At 61.0% G+C, this 14368-nt stretch carries 9 protein-coding genes and 1 pseudogene; 8 read left to right on the top strand and 2 right to left on the bottom strand.

The window, feature by feature from the left end; genetic code table 11:
• The 4 genes and pseudogenes from SB753_RS15055 to SB753_RS15040 all read left to right on the top strand — a co-directional run.
• A pseudogene (locus SB753_RS15055) lies at nt 1-872 on the top strand (hypothetical protein); the annotation flags it as partial.
• A gap of 584 nt (nt 873-1456) precedes the next feature.
• A complete protein-coding gene (locus tag SB753_RS15050) occupies nt 1457-3037 on the top strand; it encodes a ShlB/FhaC/HecB family hemolysin secretion/activation protein (RefSeq protein ID WP_410800517.1) in 1581 nt (526 codons plus the stop codon).
• A gap of 68 nt (nt 3038-3105) precedes the next feature.
• Nucleotides 3106-4944, top strand: coding sequence for a peptide transporter (locus SB753_RS15045; RefSeq protein ID WP_410800516.1), 1839 nt, complete (start codon nt 3106-3108; stop codon nt 4942-4944).
• A 7-nt stretch (nt 4945-4951) separates the two neighbouring features.
• Nucleotides 4952-6712, top strand: coding sequence for a methyltransferase domain-containing protein (locus SB753_RS15040; RefSeq protein WP_410800515.1), 1761 nt, complete (start codon nt 4952-4954; stop codon nt 6710-6712).
• A 113-nt stretch (nt 6713-6825) separates the two neighbouring features.
• Here the strand turns inward: SB753_RS15040 and SB753_RS15035 are convergent, their stop codons facing one another.
• Nucleotides 6826-7671: a MurR/RpiR family transcriptional regulator gene (locus SB753_RS15035; RefSeq protein WP_087752256.1), complete on the bottom strand. Its 846-nt coding sequence runs from the start codon at nt 7669-7671 to the stop codon at nt 6826-6828.
• A 289-nt stretch (nt 7672-7960) separates the two neighbouring features.
• On the opposite strand from SB753_RS15035, the gene edd reads away from it, so the two are divergent.
• The 4 genes from edd to SB753_RS15015 all read left to right on the top strand — a co-directional run bounded on the left by edd (nt 7961) and on the right by SB753_RS15015 (nt 12742).
• On the top strand, nt 7961-9889 hold the full coding sequence (gene edd / locus SB753_RS15030; RefSeq protein WP_410800514.1) for a phosphogluconate dehydratase: 1929 nt from the start codon (nt 7961-7963) through the stop codon (nt 9887-9889).
• A 70-nt stretch (nt 9890-9959) separates the two neighbouring features.
• On the top strand, nt 9960-10601 hold the full coding sequence (gene eda / locus SB753_RS15025) for a bifunctional 4-hydroxy-2-oxoglutarate aldolase/2-dehydro-3-deoxy-phosphogluconate aldolase (protein ID WP_020069319.1): 642 nt from the start codon (nt 9960-9962) through the stop codon (nt 10599-10601).
• Between the two features lie 250 nt (nt 10602-10851).
• Nucleotides 10852-12237 carry a GntP family permease gene (locus tag SB753_RS15020; RefSeq protein WP_020069318.1) on the top strand — a complete coding sequence of 462 codons (1386 nt, stop codon included), beginning with the start codon at nt 10852-10854 and terminating at the stop codon, nt 12235-12237.
• Nucleotides 12238-12247: 10 nt separating this feature from the next.
• Nucleotides 12248-12742: a gluconokinase gene (locus SB753_RS15015; RefSeq protein ID WP_020069317.1), complete on the top strand. Its 495-nt coding sequence runs from the start codon at nt 12248-12250 to the stop codon at nt 12740-12742.
• Between the two features lie 84 nt (nt 12743-12826).
• On the opposite strand, the gene purB is transcribed toward SB753_RS15015, so the two are convergent.
• Nucleotides 12827-14215, bottom strand: a complete 1389-nt coding sequence (purB, locus tag SB753_RS15010; protein ID WP_020069316.1) for an adenylosuccinate lyase — start codon at nt 14213-14215, stop codon at nt 12827-12829.
• Between the last annotated feature and the right edge of the window lie 153 nt (nt 14216-14368).

Raw genomic sequence — 14368 nt, 5'->3', positions numbered from 1 at the left:
CGATCAACACGACGGACAACGGCACGATCAACATCAGCGGCAACTCGACTGATGGCACGGGCGTGATCGTCGATCCGGACGGTTCGATCAACATCTCCGGCAACGGCTCGGGCGAAATCTCGGGTAACTCGACGAACGGCAACGGGACGATCATCGACGGCAACGTGAACGTGACGGACAACGGCACGGTTGTCATCATCGACAACGGCACCATATTGACCCCCGGCGACAACGGCGGTAGCAACGGCGGCGACAGTGGAGGCAACAACGGCGGTGACAATGGCGGCAATAGCGGCGGCAACAACGGCGGTGACAACGGAGGCAACACGCCGCCGGTCGACAACGGCGGTAACACGCCTCCTGTCGACAATGGTGGCGCCGCATCAGCCGGTGGTTCGAGCGGCGGTAGCGGTGGCATTGCAGCGGGCGCAATTGGCGCGATCGGAATTGGCGGCGCAGCGGCCTATTTCATGAGCGACATGCTGTCGGCCCACTGGTATCTGGAATCCGAGCAGGCGTTGACGCTCGAATCCGGTGACCCGGTGTTCTGGGCAGATGCCGAGCTGGAGCACGTCACGGTCGACATGACGACGAACTCTGCCGACGTGCAGTTGTTCACGCACGCTGGTGCACTGGACCGTCATCTGGCGTACCGCGACGGCGCGGAAGGCGTGAAGCACTTCACGTACGAAGATCCGCAGCAGAAGACGAAGGCGGACCTGTCCGTCAACATGCAGACGCATGAGTACTTCTACACGGAAAGCGGCGTGAAGGACGGCAAGGCGTACGTGGTCAAGTCGCATGGCTGGCTGAAAATGGGCCTCGCGCCCACGGGCAGCCCGGCACGCGCCTCGATCCAGGGCGCAGCCTGACAACCTGCACCGCGCCGGCTGTAAAGCATGTTGAGGCGCGATGAGACGGCAACTGGCTGATCGTCTGCAGTAGGACGATCAGCCCAGCAAGTTCGTGTTTCGTCGATAGAGGGCGGTGCTATATGCACCGCCCTTTTTTATTCCGAATTCCCAATGACGTTGGGCATTAATGAACGCTGTGTTTGTTCGCTTTTCGATGCATTGACAGACCAAAAAAACTTCAACAAACAAGATTAATAGGAATAGTCCTATTTACTGTGGTAATTGTGCCTGTGGCACTTCCAAAACTCCCGTAAGGGCGCTCCACAGCACCCGCGCAGATCCGAAAATCTTTTTTACGATGCTCAGAGTTTTTTTGGAATAGTCCTATTCGCTTCGAAACGCCCGACTCTTAATCTCTTATGTATGGGGCGACGCAGTTTCGGCAGAAAATCCGTAAATCGTGACGCCATGGTATTTAATCTGAGTGCAAGGTTAATTCGATGTTGTCGCAGAAAAGCAAAGTAAATCGGCAAATAACTCGCGCAATGTGGGTTTTGCCATTTTTGACGGCAGGAGTTGCTCACGCCGAGCCTGTCGCAACTGTGAATGCCAGTCTGCCCGCCGTTCAGGCAGCCGTTGCTTTCAAGGTGATTCCCGCAGGTAGCCGCGAAGAGGCAGCCATGACCAAGGTGTTGCGCGAGAAAGCGGCAATGCTCGGCGCTGCTCCCGCGAACGTTGGGGATGTGAATCTCTGGTCCGAACGTCTGACGGACGCGCTGCGTCAGGGCGGCTTCCCGGTCGCCCAGGTGTTGATGACCGACGACGACTGGCGCGCCGCCCAACGAGGCGCCCAACCGGTGTTCGCGGTTTATCCCGGAAGAATCCGGAAAATCGTGGTCCAAAACAAATCCCGCGTCGACGATGCCCGCCTGCAGCGCCTCATTTCACACGCGTTGTGCAACGGCGATCCGATCAACGGCATCTGCGTGCTGAGCACGCCGCACCTTGAACGCTCCACGCAGTTGCTGCAGGACGTGCCGGGCGTCGCGATCGAAAAAGCGCCACAGATTGCGCCCGGCTCGGGCGTAGGCGACATCGACGTGGTGTTCAGCATTGCTGCGAAAGGTAAGCCGATGCAGGCCGACTTGATCATGGACAACCAGGGTATCGAGTCCACCGGCAGCTATCGGTTTGGCGTCACCGCTTCGGGAAACAACTACTTCGGCGCCGGCGAGAGCTACGCATTCACGCTCATGGCCACCGACAAGAAGATGTGGACGGGCTCGCTGACTGGCAGCGTGCCGATCTTCGACGACGGTCTGCGTCTGACGGGCGGCGTCACGCGCCAGCAGTACTCGATCAACGCAGGAACCCCGGTCGCAGGCGTCGCGACCACTGCTCAGGCTGGCGTGCTTTATCCGTTCATGCGTGGTCTGGACGCGAACGTCTGGGGCGCAGCGTCGCTTCTGCACAGCCAGGCTGCGACGACATACAAGGACTTCGGATTCGCTGCGCACAGCACGCTCGATTCTGTACGGCTGTCGGTGCAAGCGGACAACGGCGACCGTCCGCAGCAACTGCGCACGAACATCTTGAGCGGACAGGCAGCCTTGACGCTCGGTCATCAGCGCAACGACGAGCCCGCGCTCGACGCCGGACCGCACCGCGCAGGCAACTACGCGAAGCTCACCGGTTTCGGTTTCGGCACCTACGCGCTGACGCGCAGCGGCAATCTCTTCCTGACGGGCCGCGTCAATTCGCAATTCGCAAGCCGCAATCTGGACTCCAGCGAAAAGCTCACGGCGGGCGGTCCAGACGCAGTCCGCGCCTATCGGACAGACGAAGTTTCGTTCGACGACGGCGTGATCGTCAACGCGGGGCTGTATCAGCGGATTCCTGTCGCCACGGGCCACCAGCTCCAGTTCGGCGTGTTCACAGACTTCGCTGTCGGCCGCGTGAATCACTCGCCGTGGGCTCATTGGGAGCAAAGCTACGTCGGCGTTCCCAACGTCACCAACAGCCGAACGCTAGCCGGCTACGGCGCGAGCGTGGACTGGCTTACGCCGATCGGCGCGACCGTCTCGGCCTCGGTATCGAAACCCTATGGATTTTCCTCGGCTTCATGGGTCGACCCCGGCAAGAAGCCGCTGCAGTACTGGCTGTCGGTCACCTGGAAACATTAACGATCGATGCCGCCTCGCGCACCGATCACCTCATCGCAAGCAATACATCATCCCTCCCGGAGAGCGTCATGAAATTCAGCATCAACAAATTCGAATATCTTTGCTATCGCCGTGAGCACGAAAAGGCGAGCCGTGAACTGCTTCAGCTGCTCAGCAAGATCGACCAGCATTACGGCATCCTGATGGACGTCGACGTCTGGGCTCAATCGAATGAAGCGCAGGACATCATGGACGATCACCTGCTCGCACGTCTCACGTCCGCGATTACGAGCCTCGTGACTGATCCGAAGTTCACGTTCTCCGACGCAGGTATCGTTCGCACGGCCTTGTTCCAGCGTTGGCTTGCCGCGATGTTTGCTGCGAGCCCATTCCGCAACGCCGATCATATTCTTCGCTCGCTTGGCGTCGACGAGCACGCGCGCAACGCCATCGAGCTGCGCAACAGCGAAGTCCGCAAGTTCCAGCTGTTTTATCTGCCCGAGTCGGAAGTCCGTCTCGACTGGGACGCTCTGTGGAAACTCGACAAGACGATGGCGGCATCTCTTGCGATGACGATCATGTCGTCGCGTTTTCTCGGCACGCCGTCGGCGCACCAGAAGCGCGAACTGCTGCTGCGTTGGTTGCCCGAGCGGCTGGAGCAGATCGATAGCATCGATTCTCTGCCGATGGGCGTCTTGCACGACGTCTACATGCACTGCAGCTACGCGGACATGGCAGCCAAGCACGACATCAAGAAGCCGATCAACGCGCTGATTCGCCGCAAGCTCGAGTCGCTAGGCATTTCGGACGTGACGCGCACGGCTGCTCGTGTCGAGGGTGAGAAGCCGGTGCTCCTGGTCGTGCTCGAATGGTTCTCGAAGAACCACTCCATCTATCGCACGCATTCGCAGACGCTCGTCGCGATGCGTGACAAGTTTCACCTGATCGGCATGGGCTACGACGGCCGTGTTGACGGCGCCGGCAAGGCGGTATTTCATGAGTTCATTCCGCTGCAAGGCGCGAACGTGTGGGAAGCCGCGCGTCATGTGCGGGACACGAGCGAAGCGCGCAACGCGCAGCAGATGTACATGCCGAGCGTCGGCATGTTCCCGATCACGATGGTCCTCGCGTGCCTGCGCGTCGCGCCTTTGCAATTGATGGCGCTGGGTCATCCGGCCACGACACACGGTCATGCAATGGATTACGTCGTGGTCGAAGAAGACTATGTGGGCGACGAAGCATGCTTCAGCGAAAAGCTGTTGAAGCTGCCCTCTGACGGCATGCCGTATCGCGCGCCGGCCGCCATGCTAGAACTGGAACTGTCGGCTGAGAAAGAGCCGTCTAATGTCGTGAAAATTGCAGTGGCGGGCACGACGATCAAGCTCAACCCAGGTTTCCTGCACACGTGCGCAGCGATCGCCCGCGAAGCAAGCGTGCCAGTGGAGTTCCATTTCCTGGTAGGTCAGGCGACGGGTCTCGTATTCCCGCAGGTGCGCAACCTGATACGTCGATTGCTTGGGAAAAATGCTGTCGTTCACAAGCATCAGGGCTACGCCGGTTACATGAAGGTGATCGCCGGTTGCGACATGTTCCTGAACCCGTTCCCGTTCGGCAACACGAACGGAATCGTCGATACGGTCTGGGCCGGGCTCGTGGGTGTCTGCAAGACAGGCCGCGAAGTGCATGAACATATCGACGAAGGTATGTTCCGCCGCCTCGGTTTTCCCGAGTGGACCATCACGAAGACGAACGACGAATACAAGGCATCCGCGCTGCGTCTGATTGAAAACGCGCACGAACGCCGCGAGTTGGCCGCGGCAATGGCAGGCCCGAAGGCCATTGAAAAACTGATCTTCCACGGACGTCCGGAAATCCTGGGTGAGCGTATGCAAGCGTTGTGGCTCGACAAGCTGCATGGAGCGCAGTGAGACGAACATGAAAGAGACCAGCAAATCCGCTATGCGTCGCGCACGCGACCCGTCGTTCCAGCAGCACTACTTCGCGGGCAAAGGCATTGACATCGGCGCCGGCGACGACCCGCTGAACGCGCATGCACACGCCTTTCCGCGCGTGACGGAGATCATGTCCTGGGACAAGGCGCAAGGCGACGCGCTTCGCATGGCGGGCGCACCGGACGCATCGTTCGACTTCGTGCACTCGAGTCATTGTCTCGAACACCTGGCCAATCCGTTTCAGGGACTGGCCAGATGGCTGGAACTGCTCAAGCCGGGCGGCTATGCGATCCTGACTGTTCCCGACGAAGATCTGTATGAGAAGGGCAAGTGGCCGAGCCCGTTCAATCGCGAGCACAAGGTCAGCTTCACGATCTGCAAACCGGAGAAAACGCTGCCGGGCTCAGTGAACGTGCTGGATCTGGTGCGTGCATTCGCGCCGGTCGCGTCGTGCGAACGCGTAACTCTGGTGCGTGAGAATTACGATGAGCGGCGTGCGCATGTCGATCAGACAGCGCGTGGCCTCGCCGAATGTGCGATCGAAATCGTGCTGCGAAAGCGCGCGGTACCGAGCGCGCGCGACATGATGAACGTTGCGTCGAAGGCGCGAGACGCGCAGGAAAGTCTGCGTGCCTGGCGACTCGCCGTGAAAACGTATCCCTACCGTTTCGAGGTCTATCACGGTGCGATGCTTGCATGGTTGCGCTGGGATCTGATCGAAGATATCGACCGACTGTGGGCTCAATGCATCGAATGTCTGCCGGATCAGCATCTGCCGCGGCTCTATCACGCGTTGCACACCATCGCGCGAGGCAAGATACAGGAAGGTTTCCGCACGCGCGAATCGTGGATGAGCAAGTTCGGATGGCAGCGCCGCACGACAGTGCAACCGCCGTCGACGATTCGTGCCTGGTCCGGCGAGCCGCTTGGCGGGAAGTCGATCGTGATATGGAGCGAGTTCGGTCTCGGCGACGAAATATTCTTCTTGCGATTCGCGCGTATTCTGCGTGAGCAATGTGGCGCTGCGCAGGTGTCGGTGATATGTCAGGCACCGCTCGTCACCTTGTTCGAACGCTCAGGAGAGGCCGACACGGTGCTCAGCGTCGCGCAAGCCGCCGAGTTGCCGCCGCACGACTACTGGGTGTTTCCGCATGCGATTCCCGCTCACGTCGCGTTGGACCTCCAAGCGTTGCCGAAGTCGGTGCCATACCTGCACGCGCCGGGCACAACCGGGTTCGCTGCGTTGACGGAAAGTAAGAGCAAGCTGAAAGTGGGCGTCGTGTTCAAAGGCGCGCCGACCCATGAGAACGACAGGCAGCGGTCATTGCCGTCGCTTTCTGTGCTGGACGACCTGTTCAAGGTAGATGACGCGGAGTTCTTCAGTTTGCAGAAGGGCGCAGGTGCCGACGAAGCTGCGGACTACGCGAAGCGCCTGCCGAACTTCCACGATGTCGGCGCTTCGCTGCGCACAATGGACGAGACCGCCAACGCGATCGCCGCGCTCGACGTCGTGCTGACCGTGGATACGTCGGTCGCGCATGTGGCGGCTGCAATGGGCAAGCCGGTGTGGTTGATGCTGCCGTTCTTCGGCGACTGGCGCTGGCACTACACACGCAATGACAGTCCGTGGTATCCGACGATGCGGCTGTTCCGTCGGCTTCCGGGCGGCGACTGGTCGGAGGTGGTCGCGCGCATTCGCGGCCGCTTGCTGATGGCGCTGACCTCGGGCGACGCAAACTTGTGACTACCCAGGTGTCCCTTCGAGCGACACAAAACAAACGGGCTCCCTCGGGAGCCCGTTTTGCATTCGGGTAAAGCAACACGCAGCGATCGCGGATTGCTCCGCTGCGTAACCCTTCATCCGTCTGTCCCGATCCTTCTGCGCGCAATCAGTTCCTTCGCATCGGCCAGTTTCTCCGCAAGCTCCGGCCCGCGTTTCAGCGCGACGCCCACAGCGAGAATGTCGCCGATCGCAAGATGCGAAGTGCGCGAGGTCATCGGCGAAAAGATATCGGTGTCTTCGTCGATGTTGGCGAAAAGTCCTACCGACGCAATCCGCGCGAGCGGCGAGTTGCCATGCGTCACGGCAATCACTTTTGCGCCGCCCGCCACAGCCGACCTGGCTGCATCGACGATATCGCGCGTGCGCCCCGTGTTCGAAATCGCGACCACGACGTCGCCCTGGCCGAGCATCGCTGCCGACATCAGGAACGTATGCGGGTCCGAGTAAGCGACGCTAGGCATGCCTAGCCGGAAGAACTTGTGCTGCATGTCGAGCGCGGTGATACCCGAACCGCCGGCGCCGTAGAACTCGATCCGCTTTGCTTGCGCGAGTACGTCGATCGCCGCCGCGACACTATCTGACGACAGATTGTTGCGCACTTGGATCAGCGCGCCGATCGTCCGGTCGAACACCTTGGCGGCGACGCCCGGCGCCGGTTCGTCCGCGCGCACGTCCCGATAAACGGCAGGTACTTCAGTCGCAATGCCTTGCGCGAGCCGGATCTTGAACTCGCGGAATCCCGAGAAGCCGAGCGCATGACAAAAACGCGCTATGGTCGGCTGGCTCACGCCCGCACGCGCGGCGACTTCCGTCATCGAAAGATCGAGTACCTCGCGCGGCGCCTCGATCACGTAATCGGCCAGCTTGCGCTCGGAGGGGCGCAACTGCTCGCGCATCTCTTCAACCTGGGACAGCATCATCGGAAATCTCGCACTATGCTGAAGAATGCGTGGACTATAACTGATTGCCTAGTATGTACAAAAACTACATCTGTGCCGTAGGTGTTATCCCTTAGCTCTTTGCTGAATGTCGCGGAACAGCCGTCAGCAAGGCGTTGAGCGGAATTTTCGATGTCGCATTGCAGCAGGGAATCCGATTGCGGACGTGTAGTTTTTCTACTAACATTGCCGTCGTTGGTTGATTCGACTCTCCGCGATATCTATCTCGCATCATGTCCGCGCGCCTGCCGCCAGCGACGAAGGAGCTCCGATGGTTTCCCCGCATTCGCAATTGTTAAAGGTCACGCAGCGCGTGGTCGAACGCAGCAAGCCGACTCGCGAGGCGTACCTCGCGCGCATTCACGAGGCGCAGGGCAGGTTCCCGGCGCGCGGCGCACTTTCCTGCGCCAATCTGGCCCACGGTTTCGCGGGCCTGGAAGGCAATGACAAGCTCGTCATCAAGCAGATTCGTGAACCGAACATCGGCATTGTCTCCTCGTATAACGAGATGCTGTCGGCTCACGCGCCGTACAAAAACTACCCGGACATCATCAAGCAGGCTGCGCGCGAGAACGGCGGCGTCGCTCAGTTCGCGGGCGGCGTGCCGGCCATGTGCGACGGCATTACGCAAGGCAACGCGGGCATGGAGTTGTCGCTCTTCTCGCGCGAAGTCATCGCGATGAGCACCGCGGTTGCGCTTACGCACAACATGTTCGACGCGGCGCTGTGCCTCGGCATCTGCGACAAGATCGTGCCGGGTCTGTTGATCGGCGCGCTGCAGTTCGGCCATCTGCCGACCATCTTCGTGCCGGCCGGCCCCATGACGAGCGGTCTTTCGAACGACGACAAAGCCAAGACGCGCCAGCAGTTCGCGACCGGCCAGTGCGGCCGCGACGCGCTACTCGAAGCGGAAGCCGCCGCCTATCACGGCCACGGCACCTGCACGTTCTACGGCACCGCGAACAGCAACCAGATGCTGATGGAAATCATGGGCCTGCATCTGCCCGGCTCGGCTTTCGTGCATCCGCATACGCCGTTGCGCGACGCGTTGACGGCGCAGGCCGCGCGCCGCGTGCTCGACCTGACCGTCGAGCGCGGTCACTACATGCCGATTGGTCACGTGATCGACGAGAAAGCGATCGTCAACGGTATCGTCGCTCTGCTGGCGACGGGCGGCTCGACCAATCACACGCTGCACCTCGTCGCGATTGCGCGCGCCGCCGGCATCGTGATCGATTGGGACGACTTCGACACGCTGTCGCAAGCAGTGCCGCTGCTCGCGAAGATCTATCCGAATGGCAAAGCCGACGTGAATCATTTCCACGCCGCCGGTGGCGTGGCGTTTTTGGTGCGCAATCTGCTCGAAGGCGGCTTGCTGCATGAAGACGTCAACACGGTGGCGGGCAAGGGCCTTCATCACTACACGGAAGAACCGAAGCTGCTCGACGGCAAGCTGCAATGGGTTCCCGGCGTTCAGGCCAGCGAAGACACCGCGGTGTTGCGCGGCATCAAGGAGCCTTTCCAGGCAGACGGCGGCCTGCGTTTGATGCAGGGCAAGCTCGGACGCGGCGTGATCAAGATTTCTGCTGTCGCGCAGCAGCATCGCAAGGTGAAAGCGCCGGCCATCGTATTCGACTCGCAGGAAGCCGTGCAGGAAGCGTTCGATAACGGCGAACTGAAGCGTGACTTCATTGCCGTGGTGCGTTTCCAGGGCGCGCGGGCAAACGGCATGCCGGAACTGCATCGTTTGACGCCGCTGCTCGGTGTGTTGCAGGATCAAGGTTTCCATGTCGCGCTGGTCACGGACGGGCGCATGTCCGGAGCGTCGGGTAAGGTGCCCGCGGTGATCCATCTGTCGCCGGAAGCACTGCTGCAAGGGCCGATCGGCAAGGTGCGCAGCGGCGACATGCTGGTGATCGACGCCGAAGCCGGCGTGCTCGACATCGAAATCGACCCGGCCGAGTGGGCTGCGCGCCCGAACGCTGTGCCGCTGCATCAGGCGGAAAACGAAGTCGGTTTCGGCCGCGAGCTGTTCGGTGTGTTTCGCGCGGCGGCAGCGCCTGCGGAGCAGGGCGCGTCGGTGTTTGGGCCGATGGTGGGCGAGGGGACGCTTGTGGACGCATCCGGGCGCGCAACGCATGGCGCTCCGCAAGCCAGCCAGCACGAGAAGTCCCACACCAGCATCACGCAACCCAGCTGAATCCAGCCGAACCCAGTTATACCCAATTAAGCAGGCGTAACAGGCGACTGCGGAATCAAGGAGTTTGACAATGACGTCGAAAACAGTAAGCGATATCGTGCGCCTCGGTCCGGTGATTCCGGTGCTAGCGTTCGATTCCGCCGAGCAGGGCGAACACGTGTCGCGCGCATTGCATGCGGGCGGCGTGAAGGTGCTCGAAATCACGCTGCGCACGGCTGCCGGCCTGGAAGCGATTGAGCGCGCGAGCCACCTTGCCGATGACATCGTGGTCGGCGTCGGCACGATCACCCGACCCGAGCACTGCGCTCAGGCGAAGAAAGCAGGCGCGCAGTTCGGTGTCTCGCCGGGCCTCACGAAGGACATGCACAAAGCTGCGCAGGACGCCGGATTGCCGCTTCTGCCTGGCGTGATGACGCCGAGCGACATCATCACCGCGCTCGAACTCGGTTACGAGATCGTGAAGTTTTTCCCGGCGCAGCAAGCGGGTGGTGTGCCAATGCTGCAAGCTTTTCATGGCCCGTTCCCAACGCTGAAGTTTTGCCCGACCGGCGGCATCACCGCGGAAACGGCCACGCACTTCCTGTCGTTGCCGAACGTGGTGTGCGTCGGCGGATCATGGCTCACGCCGAAAGCTGCATTGGCCGCGCAGAACTGGGAAGAAGTCACGCGTCTCGCGCGCGCCGCGAGCCAGTTGGCCGCGCCCGCTCACTAGTTCTTATCCGCCGCGTCTAGCCCGGTCAACGAGCCAGGAAAGCAAAAGCCTCGTCGATACAGCCGCTCCGGCTGTCGCGGCGAGGCTTCGTTGCAAATATGCTCGTTAGTTTCGCGGGCATTTCGAGACAACAAACAGTAAAATTCAGCGTCCGCGCGGTTCGCACAGTTCTGATGCGTGCCGTCGCCATGAGACGAGGTGGCTGCTGTCTTGCGCACCCACAATCAATAACGCAAAAAGGAGGAGCTTCATGGAAGCTGTTCACGGCAGCACGCTGCTGGTATTCGGGGTAATCGCCATTGCCTTGCTGATCTTGTTGATCACGCGCTACAAGGTCTATCCGTTCCTCGTTCTGATCATCGTGTCGTTGCTGCTCGGGCTCGCGTCCGGCATGCCGATGGCGACCATCGTCAAATCGTTCGAAACGGGCAACGGCAACACGCTGGGTCACATCGCGGTGGTGGTGGGCCTCGGCACGATGCTTGGCAAGATGATGGCCGAATCGGGCGGCGCCGAACGCATCGCAACGACGCTCATCAACTGGTTCGGCGAGAAAAACATTCACTGGGCGATGATGGTCGTCGCGATCATCGTCGGTCTGCCGGTGTTCTTTGAAGTCGGCTTCGTTCTGCTGATTCCGATTGCCTTTAACGTCGCAAAACGCACCAATAAATCGCTGCTGCTGGTCGGCCTGCCGATGGTCGCAGGTCTGTCCGTCGTGCACGGGCTGATTCCGCCGCATCCGGCCGCAATGCTCGCGGTGCAGCAGTATCACGCCGATATCGGCAAGACGATCGCCTATGGCCTGATTATCGGCGTGCCGACGGCTATCGTCGCCGGTCCGCTGTTTGCGCTGCTGATCAGCCGCTACGTCAAGCTGCCGCAAGAAAACGCGCTGGCCGCGCAATTCCTCGGTCACGACGACGCGGCGAAGAACGGTGCAACGAACACAGCGCCGAAGCGCGAACTGCCGAGCTTCGGCATCACGCTCTTCACGGTTTTGCTGCCGGTGATCCTGATGCTGGTGGGTAGCTGGGCGGACCTCGTGTTCACGCCGAAGACCTTGCCGAACGACCTGCTGCATTTCGTCGGCAACTCTGACGTCGCGCTGCTGATCGCGGTGCTGGTCAGCTTCTGGACCTTCGGTGCGAGCCGTGGCTTCAATCGCGATCAGATTCAGAAATTCTGCGGCGAATGTCTTGCGCCGATCGCGGGCATCACGCTGATCGTCGGCGCGGGCGGCGGTTTCGGGCGCGTGCTGATGGATAGCGGCATTTCGAAGGAAATCGTTGCTGCAGCCACTGCAGCGCACTTGTCGCCGTTGCTGTTCGGCTGGCTGGTCGCGGCGCTGATCCGTCTTGCTACGGGTTCGGCGACGGTCGCAATGACCACTGCCTGCGGCATCGTCGCGCCAATCGCGGCGGCAAGCGGTGTGCAAGTGAAGCCGGAACTGCTCGTGCTGGCAACGGGCTCGGGCTCGCTGATTTTCTCGCACGTGAACGACGGCGGTTTCTGGCTGATCAAGGAATACTTCGGTATGACGGTGGGGCAGACCTTCAAGACATGGTCGCTCCTCGAGACCATCATTTCGTTGATGGGTTTGGGCTTGACCTTCGCGCTAGCGGCGGTCCTGTAAGGAGTTTTTGATGATTTTGATCGCAATGGGCGTGTCGGGCGCCGGCAAAACGAGAATTGGCGAGATGCTGGCGGAACGCCTGCACTGCGCGTTCACCGACGGCGACGCGTTCCACAGCGCCGCCAACAAGGAGAAGATGCACCACGGCATTCCGCTCACCGACGAAGACCGGTGGCCGTGGCTCAAAACTATCCGCGCCGCGATCGAAGAAAAGCAGAAGGCGGGCGAGACAGCGGTGTTCACATGTTCGTCGCTGAAACGCTCGTATCGCGACATTCTGCGCGACGGCGACAAGGACGTGTGCTTCGTCTATCTGAAGGGCTCGCGCGAGGTGTTGGAACAACGTCTGACCACGCGTACCGGGCACTTCTTCGATCCGTCGTTGCTGCAGAGCCAGCTCGATACGCTCGAAGAGCCGGGGCCAGACGAAGCAGTGACGGTGAGCATTGAACTGTCGCCGGAACAGATCGTGGACGAGGTGTTGAAGCAGGTCCAACAACGGTAAGCTCCGGCGCAGTGTTTGCCGGTTAGATAAAAAAAGCCGCTCGATCGAGCGGCTTTTTTTTGACCTGTAGAGCGACGAAGGCTTTTAGCGGATGCGCTTCGCCAGTTCGACGGCCTTGCCGATGTACGAACCCGGCGTCATGGCAAGCAGGCGGTCTTTCGCGTCTTGCGGAATGGCCAGGCCACCCACGAACGTTTGCAACGCCTCGCGCGTGATGCCCTTGCCGCGCGTCAACTCCTTCAACTGCTCGTACGGATTCTCAATGCCGTAGCGGCGCATCACCGTTTGCACCGGCTCAGCCAGCACTTCCCAGCAATTGTCGAGGTCTTCGTTCAGGCGTTGTGCGTTCACTTCGAGCTTGTCGAGACCGCGGATCAGCGAGTCGTACGCGAGCAGCGAGTAACCGAACGCGACGCCCATGTTGCGCAGCACCGTGGAGTCGGTCAGGTCGCGCTGCCAGCGCGAAACAGGCAGCTTGTCGGCGAGATGTCGCAGCGTAGCGTTTGCGAGCCCCAGATTGCCTTCGGAGTTTTCGAAGTCGATCGGGTTGACTTTGTGCGGCATCGTCGACGAACCGATCTCGCCGGCCTTCGTGCGTTGCTTGAAGTAGCCGACCGAAATGTAGCCCCACACGTCGCGGTCGAGATCCAGCAGGATCGTATTTGCGCGCGCGACCGCGTCGAACAGCTCGGCCATGTAGTCGTGCGGCTCGATCTGGATCGTGTACGGATTGAATGCGAGCTTCAGACGCTGTTCGACCACTTCACGCGAGAACGCTTCCCAGTCGAACTCCGGATACGCCGACAGATGCGCGTTGAAGTTGCCGACCGCGCCGTTCATCTTGCCGAGCAGTTCGACCTTCGCGATACGGTCGATCGCGCGTTCGAGGCGCGCGGCCACGTTGGCGATCTCCTTGCCGAGCGTGGTCGGGCTAGCCGGCTGGCCGTGCGTGCGCGAGAGCATCGGCTGCTCCGCTTGCGCGTGAGCGAGCGCAACGAGCTTCTGATGCACCGTGCGCAGCGCCGGCAGAATGACGTGTTCGCGGGCGCCCGCAAGCATCAGGCCGTGCGACGTGTTGTTGATGTCCTCCGACGTGCACGCGAAGTGGATGAACTCGCTCGCGCGCTCCAGTTCTTCCTGACCTTTGACCGATTCCTTCAGCCAGTACTCGACCGCTTTCACGTCGTGATTCGTCACGCGCTCGATTTCCTTGATGCGCGCGGCGTCGTGCGCGGTGAAGCGCTCGGCCAGTTGCAACAGGAATTGCTCGGAGGCATCGGAGAAGCGCGGCACTTCCGCGAAACCCGCGCGCGAAAGGGCGATCAGCCAATGAATTTCGACCGTCACGCGATTGCGCATGAACGCGGCTTCCGAGAGCCAGTCGCGCAGGGCTTCGGTTTTCGACGCATAGCGTCCGTCGAGCGGAGAAAGCGCATTCAGCGCGAACAGGGTGTCGGGGCGGGTGTCGGACATGATGGCGGCTGGCTCTGGGCGTTGAGCGCTCACTAAACTCACGGTGAGCGGATCGGAACGGAAGGGAACCGCGAATTTTACCACTAGAGCAGCATCCGCCCGGAGCGCCGGCCGCCGGAGCGCCGGCCGCCGGCCTTCATTGAACGTTCCGCG

The sequence above is a fragment of the Paraburkholderia sp. SIMBA_053 genome (assembly GCF_046534895.1).
GTDB lineage: Bacteria > Pseudomonadota > Gammaproteobacteria > Burkholderiales > Burkholderiaceae > Paraburkholderia > Paraburkholderia caledonica.
Note: the sequence above shows the minus strand (reverse complement) of the source record. Positions and strands in the feature narration are given on the sequence as shown.

Coding starts and splice junctions, on each gene's coding strand:
- purB (WP_020069316.1), bottom strand. CDS start 14,215: ATGTCCGACACCCGCCCCGACACCCTGTTCGCGCTGAATGCGCTTTCT.
- SB753_RS15020 (WP_020069318.1), top strand. CDS start 10,852: ATGGAAGCTGTTCACGGCAGCACGCTGCTGGTATTCGGGGTAATCGCC.
- SB753_RS15015 (WP_020069317.1), top strand. CDS start 12,248: ATGATTTTGATCGCAATGGGCGTGTCGGGCGCCGGCAAAACGAGAATT.
- edd (WP_410800514.1), top strand. CDS start 7,961: ATGGTTTCCCCGCATTCGCAATTGTTAAAGGTCACGCAGCGCGTGGTC.
- SB753_RS15035 (WP_087752256.1), bottom strand. CDS start 7,671: ATGATGCTGTCCCAGGTTGAAGAGATGCGCGAGCAGTTGCGCCCCTCC.
- SB753_RS15045 (WP_410800516.1), top strand. CDS start 3,106: ATGAAATTCAGCATCAACAAATTCGAATATCTTTGCTATCGCCGTGAG.
- eda (WP_020069319.1), top strand. CDS start 9,960: ATGACGTCGAAAACAGTAAGCGATATCGTGCGCCTCGGTCCGGTGATT.
- SB753_RS15040 (WP_410800515.1), top strand. CDS start 4,952: ATGAAAGAGACCAGCAAATCCGCTATGCGTCGCGCACGCGACCCGTCG.